Source organism: Pedobacter antarcticus (genome assembly GCF_900112985.1).
Classification (GTDB): Bacteria; Bacteroidota; Bacteroidia; order Sphingobacteriales; family Sphingobacteriaceae; genus Pedobacter; species Pedobacter antarcticus.
Map to the genome: position 1 here is coordinate 42,217 of NZ_FONS01000003.1, position 18,846 is coordinate 61,062.

15 protein-coding genes are annotated in these 18,846 nt (G+C 40.0%); 10 read left to right on the top strand and 5 right to left on the bottom strand.

What is annotated here, in order from left to right:
* Nucleotides 1-10: 10 nt before the first annotated feature.
* A complete protein-coding gene (mscL, locus tag BM192_RS07705) occupies nucleotides 11-457 on the bottom strand; it encodes a large conductance mechanosensitive channel protein MscL (protein WP_037445336.1) in 447 nt (148 codons plus the stop codon).
* A 173-nt stretch (nucleotides 458-630) separates the two neighbouring features.
* Between mscL and rpoN the strand changes: the two genes are divergently transcribed.
* On the top strand, nucleotides 631-2,103 hold the full coding sequence (gene rpoN / locus BM192_RS07710) for an RNA polymerase factor sigma-54 (RefSeq protein WP_037445307.1): 1,473 nt from the start codon (nucleotides 631-633) through the stop codon (nucleotides 2,101-2,103).
* Nucleotides 2,104-2,143: 40 nt separating this feature from the next.
* On the opposite strand, the gene BM192_RS07715 is transcribed toward rpoN, so the two are convergent.
* Nucleotides 2,144-2,611 (bottom strand): response regulator, encoded by a 468-nt coding sequence (locus tag BM192_RS07715; protein ID WP_037445305.1) that lies wholly within the window; start codon nucleotides 2,609-2,611, stop codon nucleotides 2,144-2,146.
* 124 nt (nucleotides 2,612-2,735) lie between these two features.
* On the opposite strand from BM192_RS07715, the gene BM192_RS07720 reads away from it, so the two are divergent.
* The 6 genes from BM192_RS07720 (at nucleotide 2,736) to BM192_RS07745 (ending at nucleotide 8,630) form a co-directional block, all read left to right on the top strand.
* Entirely contained in the window at nucleotides 2,736-3,875 is a 1,140-nt protein-coding gene (locus BM192_RS07720) for a ThiF family adenylyltransferase (protein ID WP_037445302.1), read from the top strand.
* 13 nt (nucleotides 3,876-3,888) lie between these two features.
* Nucleotides 3,889-4,596, top strand: coding sequence for a hypothetical protein (locus BM192_RS07725; protein WP_037445299.1), 708 nt, complete (start codon nucleotides 3,889-3,891; stop codon nucleotides 4,594-4,596).
* Complete coding sequence (locus BM192_RS07730) at nucleotides 4,583-6,739, top strand: sensor histidine kinase (RefSeq protein WP_037445297.1); 2,157 nt, start codon at nucleotides 4,583-4,585, stop codon at nucleotides 6,737-6,739. Before BM192_RS07725 ends, BM192_RS07730 begins: the two co-directional genes overlap by 14 nt.
* A 1-nt stretch (nucleotide 6,740) precedes the next feature.
* The gene (locus tag BM192_RS07735) at nucleotides 6,741-7,820 is read left to right on the top strand and encodes a hybrid sensor histidine kinase/response regulator (RefSeq protein WP_037445295.1); all 1,080 of its coding nucleotides are present in this window, start codon (nucleotides 6,741-6,743) and stop codon (nucleotides 7,818-7,820) included.
* The gene (locus tag BM192_RS07740; protein WP_037445294.1) at nucleotides 7,810-8,223 is read left to right on the top strand and encodes a response regulator; all 414 of its coding nucleotides are present in this window, start codon (nucleotides 7,810-7,812) and stop codon (nucleotides 8,221-8,223) included. Before BM192_RS07735 ends, BM192_RS07740 begins: the two co-directional genes overlap by 11 nt.
* Nucleotides 8,224-8,330: 107 nt before the next feature.
* Entirely contained in the window at nucleotides 8,331-8,630 is a 300-nt protein-coding gene (locus BM192_RS07745; RefSeq protein WP_051760367.1) for a hypothetical protein, read from the top strand.
* A gap of 161 nt (nucleotides 8,631-8,791) precedes the next feature.
* On the opposite strand, the gene BM192_RS07750 is transcribed toward BM192_RS07745, so the two are convergent.
* The 3 genes from BM192_RS07750 to BM192_RS07760 all read right to left on the bottom strand — a co-directional run bounded on the left by BM192_RS07750 (nucleotide 8,792) and on the right by BM192_RS07760 (nucleotide 12,452).
* Nucleotides 8,792-10,078 carry a chloride channel protein gene (locus tag BM192_RS07750; protein ID WP_051760363.1) on the bottom strand — a complete coding sequence of 429 codons (1,287 nt, stop codon included), beginning with the start codon at nucleotides 10,076-10,078 and terminating at the stop codon, nucleotides 8,792-8,794.
* Nucleotides 10,079-10,455: 377 nt separating this feature from the next.
* Nucleotides 10,456-11,808: a Gfo/Idh/MocA family protein gene (locus tag BM192_RS07755; RefSeq protein ID WP_037445292.1), complete on the bottom strand. Its 1,353-nt coding sequence runs from the start codon at nucleotides 11,806-11,808 to the stop codon at nucleotides 10,456-10,458.
* 23 nt (nucleotides 11,809-11,831) lie between these two features.
* On the bottom strand, nucleotides 11,832-12,452 hold the full coding sequence (locus BM192_RS07760) for a hypothetical protein (protein ID WP_139218416.1): 621 nt from the start codon (nucleotides 12,450-12,452) through the stop codon (nucleotides 11,832-11,834).
* Nucleotides 12,453-12,856: 404 nt separating this feature from the next.
* On the opposite strand from BM192_RS07760, the gene BM192_RS07765 reads away from it, so the two are divergent.
* From BM192_RS07765 to BM192_RS07775, 3 genes are read left to right on the top strand one after another with little or no spacing between them, the layout of a single operon-like run.
* Entirely contained in the window at nucleotides 12,857-15,985 is a 3,129-nt protein-coding gene (locus BM192_RS07765; protein WP_051760361.1) for a SusC/RagA family TonB-linked outer membrane protein, read from the top strand.
* Between the two features lie 24 nt (nucleotides 15,986-16,009).
* Nucleotides 16,010-17,497: a RagB/SusD family nutrient uptake outer membrane protein gene (locus BM192_RS07770; protein ID WP_037445289.1), complete on the top strand. Its 1,488-nt coding sequence runs from the start codon at nucleotides 16,010-16,012 to the stop codon at nucleotides 17,495-17,497.
* A 52-nt stretch (nucleotides 17,498-17,549) separates the two neighbouring features.
* Entirely contained in the window at nucleotides 17,550-18,794 is a 1,245-nt protein-coding gene (locus tag BM192_RS07775) for a DUF3472 domain-containing protein (RefSeq protein ID WP_037445287.1), read from the top strand.
* The last annotated feature ends 52 nt before the right edge of the window (nucleotides 18,795-18,846 follow it).

Consider the following 18,846-nt stretch of genomic DNA (forward strand, 5'->3'; position numbering starts at 1 on the left):
TATCTTGATGCTAATTTCTTACTTTCAGTAAGTCTCTGATTTCAGTCAGTAGTGTTTCTTCTTTAGTAGGCGCTGGTGCAGCTACAGGCTGTGCCTCTTGCTTACGTTTCATTGTATTAATTGCTTTAACCATTAAAAAGATAATAAACGCAAGAATAACGAAATTGATCACCTCAGTTGCAAAGTTTCCCCAGGCGAAAACAGGGCCTGCTTTTTTTGCATCTTCCAAAGACGCGTTAGGATTACCTGCGACGAATTCACGGACTTTATCATTTAACGGCAGGTAGAAGTTGGTGAATCCCTTATCCCCTATTAGCAAGCTGATCGGCGGCATAATTAAATCGTTAACCATGGAAGTAACGATTTTACCAAATGCACCTCCAATGATAACACCGACTGCTAGATCGATAACATTGCCTTTTACAGCAAACTCCTTAAATTCTTTAACGAAACTCATAAATAGTAGATTAGTAATGTGTTCAATTTTAATAAAAATAATAAAATTATTAAGAAACAAATACATTTTTGTCACAATCCCGCATCAAGTTACAATAATAGATGGATCCTATAGTTTATATCTAAAGCAAATGCTTATTTTTGAAACGGGTCAAAATACCTGGTCTACAAAACATGCTTAAACAACATTTACAACAAAAATTACTTCAGAAACTCTCTCCACAGCAAATTCAGTTCATCAAATTGCTGCAGGTGCCCACAGTCGCGCTGGATACCCGTATTAAAGAAGAACTGGAAGAAAATCCTGCACTGGAAGACCCAAGTCTGATGATCGCAGAAGAACCAAAAAGTGAATATGACGATCTGAATGATTCTCCAGAAGAATTTGATCCTTCTGCGAAAGAAGAAAACACGGATGAGTTTAACGTAGATGATTATTTACAGGATGACAATACTAATGATTACAGCACATCCTACAATAATAATGATGATGATGAGGAGAAGAAAGAAACACCTATCGCTATAGAAAGTACGTTTTTCGAAAGTTTACAGGAACAGCTTGATTTGGTTCCACTTTCAGACCATGACTTTATTATAGGAAAACAAATTATCGGTAGCCTTGACGACGACGGATATCTGAGAAGACCAATTACTTCCATGATTGACGATCTTGCTTTTTCTCAAAATGCGATGGTAGAAGAAGAAGATGTATTGGAAATGCTTAAAGTAATCCAAAGCTTCGATCCACCGGGTATAGCGGCCAGAGACCTTCAGGAATGCCTTACGTTGCAGTTAAAACGGAAAGATCCAAATAATCTGATCATACAGAAAGCAATTATGATCGTTGAGAATTACCTGGACGAATTTACCAGAAAACATTACGACAAACTCGAAAAATCACTTGGCCTGAATAGCGAAGATCTTAAAGAAATAATCACAGAAATCTTACGTTTAAATCCCAAACCCGGAGATTCCAACCAGGTTACTACTAAACAATTACAGGTTATACCTGATTTTCATATCTCCAATAATGACGCTGTCCTTATTCTGACACTTAATTCTAAGAATGCGCCGGAACTCCGTGTTAGCCGCTCTTATATTGATATGTTTGAGCATTATGACAAAGCTGCTCAAAAAGACAAAAAGCTTAAAGAGGCAGTACAGTTTGTAAAGCAGAAACTAGATTCAGCTAAATGGTTCATCGATGCGATTAAACAACGTCAGCAGACGTTGCTTAAAACTATGAATGCAATTATGCAGTACCAATACGAATACTTACTCACGGGCGACGAACGTAAAATGCGTCCAATGATTCTGAAAGATATTGCTGACAAAATTGACATGGATATCTCTACGGTGTCCAGAGTAGCTAATTCAAAATATGTACAAACAGAGTTTGGTACGTTTTTATTAAAATCATTCTTTTCAGAAGCTATTCAGACAGAAAGCGGAGAAGAGGTTTCCAATAAAGAAGTCAAAAAGATTCTGGAAGACTGTATAGGAAATGAAGATAAGCGCAAACCACTGGCCGATGAGAAGCTTACTGAAATCTTAAAAGAACAGGGATATAATATTGCAAGGAGAACAGTTGCCAAGTACCGTGAGCAAATGAATATTCCGGTTGCCAGGTTACGTAAAGAACTATAATTCTTTGATCTGCAGATAAAGCCTTATCTGCAGATCTTTTCTAAGAAAGCAAATTTTGTCTGAGCAGAAACTCAAGTTGATTATTGGCTACCAGTAAAGCCTCAGTAAGTTCTCTGTTCTCTTTCCTCAGGGAATAAATCTCAAATGCCTTTTCGATATTAATTCTCAAATCTTCATCCATCCAGGGTTTTTGAATATATTTATATACCTGTCCCTTATTAATTGCATCAATTACGGCATTGATATCAGCATACCCCGTCAATAATATCCTGATAGGGTCTGGAAAGTCGGGAATAATAGACTCCAAAAATTCAATTCCTGTGGTTACAGGCATCCGCTGATCAGTAATAATCACATGGATGAGTTCTTTTTCAAGAATTTTCCGCCCTTCAACCGCAGATTCTGCTGTAAATACGTTGAATTTCCTTCGAAACCCGGCTTTAAAAGAGTTTAAATTATGAACTTCATCGTCCACATAAAGGACATTTATAAGGGTTTCGGAATTCATCTGTATTTATTGGATTTTTTTGTTAAATATATTGCTTTTATAAATTCAAAAAAACTAATTTCGGATAAAAAATATTCCCACATAATAATTGACCATTTTTACAAAAAAGTTAACAATTCAGCTCATGGATATTTTACAGTCCAGTATTAATGCTTCAGGAAATTCATCCATATATCGCCCGGTATATTATAGAATCCATGATCAGGAAGATGAAAGAAAGCTTCATGCCCTGATTAAAAATAATCCGGACATTCTCATTTACGATACAATTTATACCCAGTTAACTGAATTAATTCGGTTACAGCATCCTACTCAAAGACCAGATGCATCTGCAACTGCGATTCTAATCAGCGAACATGCCGGAAAGGATCTAAAATCTTATGGCGTCTGGGTATATTATCCATGGTCAAAAAAACTTGTCCACCTACTAGACGAAGAGGAATTTGTATTTGTCCGGACAAGCAGAAATATTTATAAAATCACACCAGAAGAAATTCAGATACTCAGGAATAAGAAGATTGGTATTATTGGTCTCTCCGTTGGGCAGAGTATTGCTTTAACACTGGCTACAGAACGAACCTGCGGAGAACTACGCCTGGCAGATTTTGACGAGATTGAACTCAGTAATATGAACCGCATAAAGGTCGGTGTTGCAGAATTAGGTTTGAATAAAGCCATTGTAGCGGCCCGTCAAATTGCAGAATTAGACCCGTTTATTGACGTTAAGTGCTTTACATCCGGTGTAAACGCCCAAAATATCAACAGCTTCTTTACAGAAGATGGCAAGCTCGATATTCTGGTAGAAGAATGTGATGGAATAGATATCAAAATACTCAGTCGTATTAAAGCCAAATCATTGGGCATCCCGGTAATTATGGACACTAATGACAAGGGCATGCTTGACGTTGAACGTTTTGACCTGGAACCTGAACGACCAATCTTTCATGGTAAGGTTCCGGAACTGGAGGCCTATTCTGAGGAGGAACTGACGGATAAACTTAGAACACTAACTATACCTGAAAAAATCGAATACCTGGCCCGGATAATTGGTTTTGAAAACCTCTCACCTGCTATGTTGAGATCTGTGAGTGAGATGAATAAAACTATAGTAGGCTGGCCACAGCTGGCCTCTGCTGTAACTTTAGGCGGAGCGATGATTACAGATGTCAGCAGAAAAATATTACTTCAGCAATTTTCAGTTTCGGGGAGGTTTTTTGTAGATTTTGACGAACTGGTTCAAGAAGATAAAAACACTATAAAATAAAAACTGGCAAGCAATGATACATATCAGAACATTCCGAGCGCCGGACGATCCCGAGGCATGCTCAAAATTTATTGTTGGCCACAAAAGACTACTGGAAATTTACGGAATCACACAGATTACCTCCAACAGACAAGATTGGGTAGACGATCCGAAAACTATGGTAATTCTGGTTGAAGATAAAGAAACAAAATTTGTTTACGGTGGGGCAAGGATACAGCTCAAATCCGATAAGTACGACCTGCCTATAGCAAGCGCTATCGGGAAATATGACCCGAAGGTCTACGATATGATCAAAGAAGATGAGGACCGTGGTGGTACCTGTGAACTTTGTGGATTGTGGAATTCCAGAGAAGTAGCCGGAATGGGAATCGGAAGCCACGTATTGGCGCGTGTTGGTTCGGTATTAGCCGCTAAATTACAGGTTGTCAGTCTTTTCGTACTCTGTGCCCCGGCAACTGTACGAATGGGTAAAAGAGTTGGCTGTGTCGTAGAAACCACTTTAGGTAATAATGGCTTGTTTTACTATCCAAAAGATGATCTGGTGGCTACTGCAATGCGGTTACGGAACCCCGAAGATCTGAGTAACGCTGATGAGTCCGAGCGGATCAAGATACTATCACTCAGGGACAATCCAAGTCAGGTGCTCGAAGAGAGAGGACCAAAAGGTATTTATCAGTTAGAATATAATTTAACCATTCCAAACTTGAATGACCCTGTTTAAAAGAATACTGATCTGTTTTATCCTGCTGATATCCGGTCAATCTGCCATTGCCGCTTCCGGTCAGGACAGCATTTTAAAATTCTCTGATGATCAGCGCATCCTGCGGATGGAGAAAGGTATCTTTCTTTTTCGTGACCCAAGTTGTACGTTAAGTTTCGATAAAGTCCTCAAAGAAAAATTTAACTATCTAGACCAGGCCGTTCCTAACATGGGGATTACTTCAGACCGTGTATGGATCCGTTTTACAGTGCAGAACACCAGTAAATCGAAAGATCTGATGCTGGTCATTGCACAACCCGCATTAGACAGCCTCGTTCTTTATCAACAGGAAAAGAATGGGTTTACGGAATCTGTACACCTTGGAAAGTACAAAAAATTCAGTGACCGGCTCGTTCTTAATGCCAATTACCTTTTCCCTGTAAGTATTCCGCTGGGTGGTCAAAAAACATTTTATGTACAGGTAAGTTCAACCGATCAGATTCAGCTTCCTGTCTATCTGGGAACCTCCAGAAGCATACTTGTAGATGACAATAACAGGAATATTCTTTTTGGTCTGTATGCGGGGATTATCCTCATTATGATCTTTTATAACCTGTTTATAAGTTTTACGGTTAAAGATTCCAGTTATTTATACTACATCATCTACATCTTTTTCGTAGGCTTGACACAAGCAACTTTTCAGGGATATGCATTTAAATATCTATGGCCGGACAGTCCATGGCTGGCTATAAACAGCTCTGTTCTAGTACCTTTTTTCTCTGGAATTACTACCGCTCTTTTTCTTATTCGTTTTCTTCAAACCAAAAAGAACACACCGGGCCTGCATAATGGAATATTATTTTTCATCGGACTGTATGTTATTACATTATCGGTATGGTTTAGCGGATATCATACCCAAAGTATCAAGTCGCTCCAGACCCTTGCATTGCTGGGATCCCTTTATTTTCTCTTTGTGGCGAATGCAATCAGAAGAAAAGGATCCAGACCCGCATTGTTTTTCCTGATAGCTTATACAATCTTCCTGCTTGCTGTGGTGATCTTTGTATTGCGGAATTTCAATATTGTTCCTTACAACATGTTCACCTCTTACATTCTGGAGATTGGCTCAGTTATACAGATCACATTACTCTCATTCGCACTGGCCGACAAGATTAATATCTATCGCAAAGATAAAGAACAATCACAGGAACATGCGCTGCAAATATCCAAGGAAAATGAACGTCTTATCAGGGAACAAAACATAGAATTGGAGACGCAGGTTAACATACGAACTGAAGAATTGCAGAAATCTAACCACGCCCTGAACGATACATTAAAAGACCTCAAAGAAGCACAATCGCAGTTAGTGGACGCAGAAAAAATGGCTGGCCTTGGACAGTTAACAGCAGGTATCGCCCATGAGATTAATAATCCTATAAATTTTGTCACATCCAATATAAAACCATTGAGAATGGACATTGAAGATCTTTATGATGTGATTGCTAAATATGAACAAATTGATCCTGATAAAGATATTGTCTTGCAACTAGATGAAGTCGCCAGTTTCAAAAGACAGATAGACCTAGAATATATTAAAACGGAGATTAATTCTTTACTATCAGGTATTGGCGACGGAGCTAACCGGACGGCAGAAATAATCAGAAGTCTGAAAAACTTCAGCAGACTGGATGAAAGCGACACTAAACCAGTAGATATAAATGAAGGTCTGGAATCAACGCTCATTTTACTAAGAAGCACTATTCCTGAAAATATTGAAGTAATTAAAGATTTGCAAGCTTTACCTCAGGTTGAATGCCTTCCTGGCAAGATTAATCAGGTTTTTATGAATCTGATTACTAATGCTATTCAGGCTATTAAAACGAAAAAAGACAATCCCCGGAAAGAGCAACTTTTTATCGCGACAAAAGACATGGGAGATTCAATTCAAATCAGTATTCGTGATACAGGCCCCGGAATGACAGAAGAGATTAAACAGAAGATATTTGAACCTTTTTTCACCACTAAAGAGGTTGGAGAGGGAACAGGCCTAGGTTTGTCAATAGTTTTTAGTATTATTGAGAAACACAAGGGAAATATCGAAGTGATCACAAGCCTAAATTCTGGTACTGAATTTATAATCACATTGCCTGTAAACATAGTTTAATATGACCAGCTCTCCGGTAAAAGTTTTGTATATCGATGACGAGGAAAATAATTTACTCGCATTTAAAGCAAGTTTCAGACGGCAGTATGAAATCTACACAGCGATTTCTGCGGCCGAAGGCCTGAAGATTCTCCAAAATATCTCTGTAGAGGTAATTATTGCTGATCAGAAAATGCCGGAGACAACCGGAGTCGAGTTCTTTAAAAGTATCTCCAAAAACTACCCCGACCCTATTCGCATTCTTTTAACTGGTTATACCGATATAACGGCCCTTGCAGACGCAATCAACCATGGAGATATCTACAGATACATTACCAAGCCCTGGAACGACCTTGAACTTCATAATTCTATAAAGAACGCTCATGACGCCTATAAAGCGAAGATAGATCTGCGTAATAAGGTAAGGGAGCTTGAGAAGACAAATGACGAATTAAACCGCTTTATTTACAGCATATCCCACGAACTCCGTGCGCCTCTGGTCTCCGTAATTGGCATCGTAAACCTGGTTAAAATGGAAGGTCTTTTTAATTCCAGCGGCGAGTACTGGGAGCTTATAGAATCCTGTTCAGTAAAACTTGATTACTATATTCAGAAAACACTCCAATATTATAAAAACAATAAAAATCTTTCCGATAAAGCCGAAATTAATTTCCCGAAGCTGGTAGAAGAAATTATTCAGGAATACTCACCGAATGAGCCAGACACCAAATTTAATGTGAGCATTAACCAGACGGAACCTTTTTATGGAGACACCTTCCGGATAGAAGTTATTTTGGGCAATCTGATTTCAAATGCTATTAAATATCAAAAAGAGGAAGCTGGCGCGAAACTGGTTGATATCTCTATCCACGTTTCTATGATTTCTGCCGAGATTATTATCAAAGACAATGGCTTAGGTATACTGAATGAACACCTGGATAAAATATTTACTCAGTTTTTTAAAGCTAAAAACAATAGGGGAAGTGGATTAGGCCTGTTTATCGTTAAAGAGGCCTTGAATAAAATAGGCGGTACGATCAGCGTCAGTTCAGCAGTTAATCAGGGTACGACATTTAAAATTAATATCCCAAATGCCAGCTAATCTGAATACAAAACCAATAATTATGCTTGTTGATGATAATATTATTGATCTGAAAATCAATAGTAAACTCATTGAAATAACCGGTATGTTTTCCGAGATTATAGCCTGCAAATCAGGCCAGGAAGCACTTCACTATTTTAGCTCATCAGCGAACCAGGCCGATAAGCTACCCACCCTTATTCTGCTTGACATACAAATGCCGGAGATGGATGGCTTCGAATTCCTTGAACACTATAAAAAATTCCCTTCAGCCTTTAAAGAAAAATGTGCAGTTGCTATGTTGTCTTCGACACTCGACTTCGGAGATATACAGCGTGCTCAAGCTAACCCACATGTTATCAAGCTCATGAAGAAACCTCTTCAACTCATAGACCTCAAAAAACTGGCTGGCAATAGAAGCTAGTATAATGGCATTATTCCTGCCTTAACAGTTATATGAATAACTGTAAATTTATACTCATCAGCTTGCTTATACCTTTACTTTTTACTAGTTGTAAAAAAGATTCCACGATGGACCCCCTATCTAATGTAGTGTTCTCAAAAGACGGGGTAATCCGTGTAGAATGTTCAGAATGTCAGTTTAATTATACAGTTTTAAATAATTCACAAAGTTTCGACATTACCGATAATCAGGACATTAAATTCAGTTACGTGTCCGACATAGACCTTAAAACCATAATAAACACTAAAAAGCAGCAAAAGGTCAGGCTTGTAGTTTTCGATGCCTATGGCAGAATGATTTCCAATGAATTGAGTTCTTTAGAAGGCGGTGCTTATAAAATCAATAATTTTAAGATCACAATTAAATAAAATCATCAGGCCGGTGCCTGTTTTAGACCGGCATATTTTTGCTATTTCAGCCCGTAGGTATTTTCATCAGATCTAGCTGAAAACAAAATTATTCCGCCATAATTACGGGATGTAAAAGGCCATAATGTAGAAATTTATACCCGTTCTGCATAAGCCTGCTTTCAAGAGTATTTACCAGCCAGTCTATTCCGTTGCGCTTTATAAATACCTGTTCTGCCACTGCACAAAAAAGCTATGAAGCAACCTGTGGCAAAAAAAACCACATATGCCCCTCCGAATAATTCAAGTCCCATAACAGTACAGGCGAGTGGCGTTTTCGTTGCGCCTGCAAAAACAGCTATAAACCCGATCGCTGCAAAAAGGCTTTCCGGCGCCTGTAATACCTGCGCAAGCGTATGACCGAGAGTCGCTCCGATATAGAATAATGGCGTGACCTCTCCCCCTTTGAAACCGGTCGCAAGTGTAATTGCTGTATAAATTGTCTTCCATAACCAGCTCCATGTATCTGCCCCGCCAGGTAAAAATGCGGAGGGCAGAGTCACTGCACCTGGATAAGCTGATTCTATCCCCAATCCCAGAAAATCTGGTTTACCCAAAATTAATGTCAATGCGATTATTACAAACCCACCTAGCAAAGGTATCAGCCATTTTCTTTGCACTACGCCGGTGATCAGTTGCTTAATACCATGCCCCAGTTTAATGAATAACATACTCACCATTCCAAAAGCGACAGCAGCCAGCATTACCTTCCCCAAAAGCAACCAGCTAAATGCAAGTCTGCCCGATAAGTAATAGAATTCAACTGGAAGATTATTTACCAGATAGCCGGTATGATGCACGTGTAAAGTCATTACTGTAAAATGTCCGGCCATACTGGCTAATAAAGCTGCAGGGAAATGTTTATAGTGGATCTTACCCAGTGTAAGCACCTCAATCGCAAAGATAGCCCCGGTAAACGGTGTTCCAAATACAGCTCCAAAACCGGCCGCGATCCCGGCGATCAGCACCGTTTTGGTATCCCTTCCGGACATATTAAACCATTTTCCAAAAACCGATGCGATACTTCCGCCTATTTGTACTGCCGTTCCTTCACGGCCAGCTGAACCACCAAAAAGATGTGTTATTAAAGTACTGATCAGAATTACAGGGGCCATTTTCCAGGTCATACTCCCTACCGGGCGATGAATTTCTTCCAGAATGAGATCATTCCCCTTCTCTGAAGATTTACCAACAGTCTGATAAATATAATGAATCAATACCCCGGCAAATGGTAAAAAATAAAGCAGCCATGGATGTGAGAACCTGAACAGCGTCACCCTATGGAGCAAAATCAGAAAGAGTGACACTATTAAACCTGTCGCAACCGAAATACAGCAAATCAGGAGTAACCAGCGAAAAAATATACGCAGAGAAGGTACTGACCACAATGCGGGAAAGTAAGATTTCATAAACAGGCAATTAACCGTGGAATCGAAATATCCGGCGATTCATCACAAATATAAAATTCCCATAAAGAATAAAGACGTTTATAACTCAGAAAATGGAATTATAAAATTAAAAGTCGCCTTGGTTTTTAACTAAAGGTTAACCGTATCATACTCTGGTTTCGCCAACATTTACTTCACACTTCCTTCGGAGTTTGTTCGGACTTCCTTCGTTGTTCCTTCAATCGAAATCGAACGAAAAACGAAGGAAGCATGAAGATCATATAAACGAAATCCGATACAATGGCGAAACACACTCTATCTTATGCCGACACTTATAATTTTGTCAAAAAAAAAGCAGGGTATCTTGCGATCCCTGCCTCCAAAGTCAAAAATAAATTTTAATAATCGTCGTTTAGCGCAAATACAGGTTTTCTGGTCATCCATTTACCACCGCTGAAATCCGGAAAATCCAGTGTTTCATTACCAAGCTCAATAGACTGCTCGCTTAATGGCGTAATGGCGCTCCATGCAGCGGCGTCATAAACATCCATAGGCGTTTCAGTATTCCGCTTAACAGACTCAATAAAAGCATGTATTACGAAAAAGTCCATACCACCATGACCGGCACCCTGTGCGTCGTTACCATATTTCTTCCAAAGCGGATGATCATATTTTTCCAGCCATGCATTTGCATCATCCCATTTATGGGGCTTGCTCTGTCCTTCCACATAAATACTGTTGTTCAGATCCATCCATAAGCCATTAGTTCCTTGTACACGGAACCCTAAAGAATAGGGCCTTGGAGAATTGGTATCATGTTGTAGTATAATTGTTTCCCCGTTTGCACAATCTAATGTGGTAGTTACGATATCGCCCAATCTGAAATTCACTTTTGTATTAGGATGGCTTTCACCGCCCTTATCAACAATATATTTATGCAGGCCTCTTGCTTTGGTTGCAAAAGAGTTGATTTTCAAAAACCTATTTCCCCTGTTAATATTTATGCACTGTGCGACAGGACCGATCCCATGTGTAGGGTAAAGCTCACCATTCCGGTGAACAGAATGATTCGTTCTCCATTTCGCCTCAGAAAATCCTTTTTCATTAAATTCGACACCGCCCCCGTAAGGCTTGATCCCATCATTAAACTTTACTTCTCTCAGATCGTGCTGATAGCCACCTTGAAGGTGCAGTATCTCCCCGAAAACGTCTTGTCTCACCATATTTAAAACCGCAAGGACATCTCTGCGGTAACAAACATTCTCCAGCATCATCACATGCGCCTGGTGTTTCTCTGCTGCGTGTACTACATCCCAGTGATCCTGCAAAGTGATACCAAGCATAACCTCGGTTGCAACATATTTTAAGCCAGCTTCCAGTGAGCCAATGATCATTGATTTATGCCATTCCCAAGGAGTTGAAATAATAACAGACTTTAATCCCTTGACCTGGAGCATATCTTTCCAGGCATTATTATCACCTGTATAGATTTTGGGCATCGGCTTACCACTTTTGGTAATTAGCTTTTTAGCCATCTCCAGCATGCGTGGTTCTACATCGCAGATTGCAACAAGTTCTACATCATCCCTTTTCAATAATAGATCCAGGTGGTTTTGCCCACGCAGACCAACACCTATCATTGCGATTTTAACTTTCTCACCCGCATAATTCGCAAAAAGTGTCTGTTCGGGCATCATCGTCAGTGCGGCAGCTGTAAGACCGGTTGTAGCCACAAATTCTCGTCTGTTCATAGTTATATTTTCAGCTATAAAAATTATATAAGATTGTTTTGTTTATTCTGATAACCTTTGATTTGTAACATCCTGATTTTCCAACCTGGCGCCACAGGATGCTTTAACGATAGACCCGGCCCGGACGAAAATTCACCATCCCAGTCAGAAAGCATAAATTTTAACGATTTTAATGTAGCCAGCGTTAATCCGTAATGATCGATAAGTTTTATGCTGACATAAGCCCTTCCTTCTGCCTGGGGACTAACCGTCAGCACAAGCTGTACAGCTCCAAACAGACTATCGGCATCCGTCTGGCGGCTGTCTGTTTCTTCATTTATAAAAAGACTATAATTCTCGTTCATTCCGAAACTGATTGGTTCTGCAGCTTTTTCACCGGAAGGCTTAAAATACATGGTAAATAAAGCACTCTCCTGAATCCTTTCAGGTACAACCTCCATCCTGTATTCCAGTCCAAAAGAGCTAACTGTTGAAGCAGTAAAAATCTCACTTTCAGGTATATCGTACCAGGTATTGTCGTAAACTTCTACTTCTTCTTTATTCAGATAATCCGGAGTCGCCAAGACCGGATCTGGCTCCTTGGTTACCGGCACTTTTGCAGGTTGAGAGCCAAAAATGCGTGTAAAAAGTTCTCTGCGTTCCATGTTCATTCATTTGGTGATGACAAGGTATAAAAATTCCCCCCATGCCCGCAACGCTAAAAATCGAATAATCAGCGCAAACGTTTGATAAATAAATTATCAAACGTTTGCATAAACTAGGCGAAGTATAAAATGAGGAAACGACTGTTTGCCCGCACCTACATCCGAAACTTAAATTCCTCAAACTAAAATATACAATTATCTAATAATCAATTATTTAGTAATTAACAAGCAAAACTAGTCACAGAAAGCATTATGAAATTTTCCCGCCTTTATCTAATCAAACGTTTGCGTTGATTTAGACATTTTGAAATGCTTAAAGCTTGCATAACGCCTCCTATCTTCAATTTACAAGCTCCTGAACCAAAGCTTTAAAAATTGAATTGCTAACCATTTAAAATCATTGCATGCCTAAAATTTACCAAATCAACAACAAGATCTTGGATAGGATCATCTTGTCAGAATTGAGAAAACAAATCAAAGTTTCCTCCGCCGGCCTCAAAACCGGACTATTTCTATTACTTCTGTTTTTTAGCCGCGCAGCATTTGCACAGCATACTGTAACTGGTACAGTAAAAGACGAAAAGGGCCTGGCTATGCCCGGTGTTTCCATTAAAGTCAAAAAAGCCGGTGGCGGAGCCATAACCGATGGAAACGGAAAATTCGCCATCAGCACAGCCGCCGACGGCATATTGGAATTCAGCTATATTGGTTATCTGAATCAGGAAATCAAAATATTAGGTAAATCATCTGTCCAGGTGATTCTTGAGCCAGATGCGCAGCAAATGGATGAAGTTGTCGTGGTCGGTTATACCTCTAAAAGTAAGTCCCAGATTGTCAGCTCAGTTTCGACAGTTACCGCTAAACAACTAAATGATGTAACCAGCAATAGCACAAGTAATTTATTGCAAGGTAAAGCAGCTGGTGTCGTTGTAACTTCGGCCTCTGGCCAGCCAGGTGCCGCAACTAGTATTCGTATCCGGGGTACAGGTACAATAAGTGCCGGAGCAGAACCATTAACGGTAGTAGATGGTGTAATCGGAGGTTCGGCAAACCCAAGGGATATTGAGTCAGTTACTGTATTGAAAGATGCCGCAGCTACCGGTCTTTATGGTTCAAGAGCCGCAAATGGTGTTATTGTAATTACCACTAAACAAGGTAAAAGCGGTAAAACACAGATAAATTACAGTGGCACGTACGGTGTAAATACTGCTTCCCAGGGTAATTTCAATTTAATGAACGGGCAGCAGCTTAAAGACTACAGCACCTATCTTTACAGTAATGATTATGATGCTAAGCGGTCTTCGTATATCAAACAGCTTTCCGCCACCAATCCTAACCCAAGTCAGGATCAGATAGATGCTTTTTTAACCACTAAAGGATTACCGCTTCAAAGTGCAGCCTATCTCAGCAATTTTATCCCGGAAACAGCGGGTAATACAGATTGGAGAGACCTGGCATTCCGTACGGCCTATACCAATAATCAGAATATTAATATCTCAGGCGGAGACAGCCGAACACATTTTTATATCGGTGCCAATTATTATGATGAACAAGGAACATTAATCAACACGGGTGTCAACAACATCAATTTCAGGGTAAATTTAGATCATCAGATCAACGACCGCCTGAAAGTAACTACAAGGATTAATGCAGGATTTGGTAAAAAAAACAATGATCAGACCGGTGCCTTATATCAAAGTGCAACTAATATGCCCTGGGATAATCCATTTAATGCCGATGGTTCTCCGAAATATGTAGATCAGGAAACACAATGGTTCGGAAGGGATCATAGTAATTTTGTGTACCTCAGTGATTATAATGTGGATAATGAACGTACACAAAACCTTTCCGGCGATTTAAAATTAGAGTATAAAATCAATAAATACCTGAATTTTACTACCTCTAACAGATATACTACGAGTAATTCAAGGAGCGAAGTCCTGACAGATGCCCGCACACCGACAGGGAAAGCTAATTCCGGAGAATTAAAGAATATTTACGGCTACTCAAATTCGGTAATTACGTCTAACCTGTTTAATACGGCATTTGATCTGGGCAAACACCATATTTCCGGGATAGCAGGATTTGAATATCAACAAAACTATACGGATAACATGACCGGTATCGGATACGGTATTCAACCGGGTCTGGAAATCCTGGATGCAACTGCTACTCCAAAATCCTTAAATGGCTCAAAATCGAAAAGCCGTTATGTCTCTGAATTGTTCATGGGAGATTATAATTACGATAATCGTTATTTCGGAACTGTATCACTTAGAAATGATGGAAGTTCCAAATTTGGAAGAAATCATATGTACGGCTTATTCTACAGTTTTGCGGGTGGCTGGCTTATTTCCAATGAAAGCTTCTTCAAATCCAAAACAATTACCAATCTGAAACTACGTGCCAGTTATGGAGTTACAGGAAATACACCAACTGCAGATTACGGTTCCTTACCTCTGTATACCTTTAATGTGCAATACAATAATATTCCTGGCGGCTATCCCTCGTCGCAGGGAAATCCAAACCTGACCTGGGAAACACCCACTACAATTAACGCAGGTATGAATATCGGTTTCTGGAATAGAATAGAACTGAACGTCGATGTATATCAGCGTACCAATAAAGATTTGATTATTGAGGTTCCTTTGTCAAGCGCATCAGGTTTTTATCAGCTGACACAGAACATCGGTACCGTTAGAAACCGTGGTATTGATATTGAGCTGAATACAATTAACCTGACGGGAGCTTTCAAATGGAATACGACCTTCAACATTGGATTCAATAAGAACAAAGTCGGCAAATTATACCAGGACCAGCCTATCGATAAATTCACTAATCAGAGAATTGCCGTCGGTCAGGATATGAATTCATGGTTCATGCGCGAATGGGCAGGTGTTAATCCTGATAATGGTGAACCGCTGTGGTACAAAAGCAAAACTGAGGCCGATGGCAGTATTTCTACGACAACCACGAACGACTATAATGCTGCAGACAGAAGATATGTAGGAACATCTACCCCGAATTTCACAGGAGGTATGGGGAATGAATTTTCTTATAAAAACTTTAGTCTGAATGCGTTTTTCAATTTCGTGTCCGGAAGTAAGATCTACAATTCGAGCAGGGAGTTATTCGATGCAGACGGTGCCTACCCACAGTATAACAGTATGGTATTAAAGGATGACTGGAACCGTTGGGAAAAAGCCGGCGACATAGCTACTCATCCAAAAGCAGTTGTAAACGGAAACAAACTTTCCTACAAACCTTCATCCAGATATTTGGAAGACGGATCTTACCTGCGTCTGCGGAATGTGACTTTTGCGTATAATTTCCCGGAAAGTGTCACTAAAAAATTAAATCTGTCAAACCTGCGCGTATTTGTAAGTGGTGACAATCTGCTCACACTAACTAAATTCTCTGGAATGGACCCTGAGGTATCAGACCTGGAACCAAATACAGCAAACAGCGGAGTAAGCGGATTCAGATATCCGATCAGCAAAAAAGTAATGTTCGGTGTTAATTTAAACTTCTAATCAGGCTACAAAAAATCTAAGAAAATGAAAGCTAATTATAAAATATGTATAGCAATGGCGCTGATCTGCACTTTCGGCTCCTGTAAAAAAGACCTTGAGCTCCCACCCTACAGCGGTATAATTAATGAAACCGTTGTCAGCACGCTCGAAGGACTACAATCAGCAACGATAGGAACTTACAATTACATAAAAGATGCGTATTACGTAAGAAATTATCATATCCTTTCTGAATATGCCAGTGATAACGTTTCACTGAGCGGCACAACAACTGACCCTTTATTTTTTGCTTATAATTATCAACATCAAAAAAACCAGGGGAATGTCGCCAATATCTGGAGAAAGGCCTACCAAGCTATTTATGGCACCAACGTGGTCATCGAAAAAGTTGCTGAAAGTGACGATCCGGTAAGAAACCAGCTCCTGGGTGAGAATTACTTTCTGCGGGCCATGGTCCATTTTGATCTGGTTAAACTTTTTGGCAGACCATATACCGATGATCAGGGCGAATCGCTCGGGGTAATGATAAAAACTAATACAGATGTTAAAGAACTTCCTGCAAGATCCAAGGTCAAGGATGTTTATCAGCTTGTCTTGTCAGATCTGCTTAAAGCAGAAGGACTGATGAACAGTACTAAAATAAATAATTTCGCATCAAAGGAGGTTGCTACGGCGATGCTGAGCCGGGTATATCTCTATATGGGAGATTATCAGAAAGCGTGGGAATATTCAGATAAAGTGATCAAAACCCAACGGTACAACCTGGTCTCTACTGGTGAATATCCAAAGTATTTCACTAAATCTCCCGAAGAGAATTCAGAGACAATTTTTGCTATCAAACATGTACTCACCGATGACCGTCTGGATGACGCAATAGGTTCCATGTACTGGGGAGGTGATTTGGGTTACGGAGAAATGTACGCCTCTCAGACTTATAGAGAGCTATTAAATAAACACCCTGAAGATGTAAGAAACTCATTTGTGGTTCCTCAATATGAAAAAGATGCTAATGGTAATATCAAAAAAGATGCACAAGGCAACCCGATTCTTCAAAAAAGGAATGGATACGCTAAATATTTCATTAACAAGTATTCCTTTCAAAATGGTTATGAGACACTGAGTTCGCCTGTGGTGCTCAGACTAGCCGAAATGTACCTCACCAGGGCAGAAGCCGCCTATCAGATGGGAAGAATCCAGGAAGCACTGGATGATGTTAATACCATCAGACAAAGAGCAGGATTGAGTGGTAATTCTCTGTTCTCTACCAGCAATATGCAGGGCTATACTAACGTACTGGATATTATTCTAGATGAACGAAGACTGGAGTTTGCTTTTGAGTCACAGCGCAAATTTGACGTGTTTAGAAATAAGCAAACCATGTATAGAAACTATCCGGGTACGCATCTGCCATCAGGAGAAACGCAGCAGGAGATTAAATACACCAGCCCCCGGGTAATTTACTTTATTCCCGAAAATGATATGGTTGTTAACCCTAACTTAGTTCAAAACCCCTAATAAGCAGAACCCCGCAAACAAATGCGGGGTTCTTTGATTGATACCTTTCGCTATGAAAAATAAAAAACAGAGCAAACTGATTATAGTCTTATTAGCCTTACTCGTTTCAGGAATAAATTTACCGGCTGCTATCAGACAGCAACCGGTTATTATTCCAGTAGCCGGAAACAGCTGGAAGAAAGATAATTCGGTCCGCATCTACTTTAACCTGTCAAAACCAACCAAAAGCAGAATAAGCCTTGACATCATACCAGATGGAGATGCTGAAATCGTAATCAAAGCAGGGAAAAAGTCACGTACTTTAAAACTGACTGGAAATGCTCCGCAAATGATAGATGCAGGTACATTTCAGTTCGACCGTTCTGGCTATTCCACTATAGAACTAATTAAAAAGTCTGGCAATCTGGGTATTGCACGAGCTGTTCATCTGAACGATCTGCCCGCTGAGGTACAAACCAATTATGTAAAAGATAATCAGGACAACAGATTTTACTGGGGAAGACGCGGGCCTTCTGTACATTTAAATTACGACGTACCGGAAACGTTAGTCAAACAAGATATTTCCTGGTTCTATAATGAGATTACGGTATCTGAAGGGAAAGACCCGGTTGGCTCATATTTTATGGCCAATGGTTTTGGAGAAGGTTATTTTGGGATACAGGTTAATTCTAAAGCCGAGAGACGGGTGCTGTTCTCCATTTGGAGCCCCTTCCATACCGATGACCCTTCTGCAATTCCCGAAGATCAAAAGATACTGATGCTTAGAAAAGGCAAAAATGTGCAGGCAGGTGAATTTGGAGATGAAGGATCTGGTGGTCAGAGTTTTCTGGTCTATCCATGGAAGGCAGGAAAGAAATATGAATTTCTGACCAGCGCGGTCCCCGATAAAGCGACAAATTCTACAGTTTACACTTCCTATTTTAAACCAGCTGACGCAGAGTGGATGCTCATTGCCAGTTTCCGCAGACCGCAGACGCAAACATATCTTACCAGGCTCCACTCCTTTTTAGAAAATTTCGACCCGGAAATGGGTGACCAGACGAGAAAAGCGGTTTACAGCAATCAATGGATCAGAGACAAATCTGGTCATTGGATTTCATTATCCAAAGCCAAATTCAGCGGAGATGACATTGCCAAAAGAGCATATCGGATCGATTATGCCGGTGGTTTAAGCAAGAATGGATTTTTTCTTCAAAACGGAGGATTTTTTAGTCCGGGAGTACCTTTGAATGAAATTTTCACCCTCCCACGCAATGCAGTCCATCCCCCGGAAATAGACTTCAGCCTGCTCCGGTAAATTTGCACTGATAGAAAAAAAGGAGGCTTACCAACCGGTAAGCCTCCTTTTT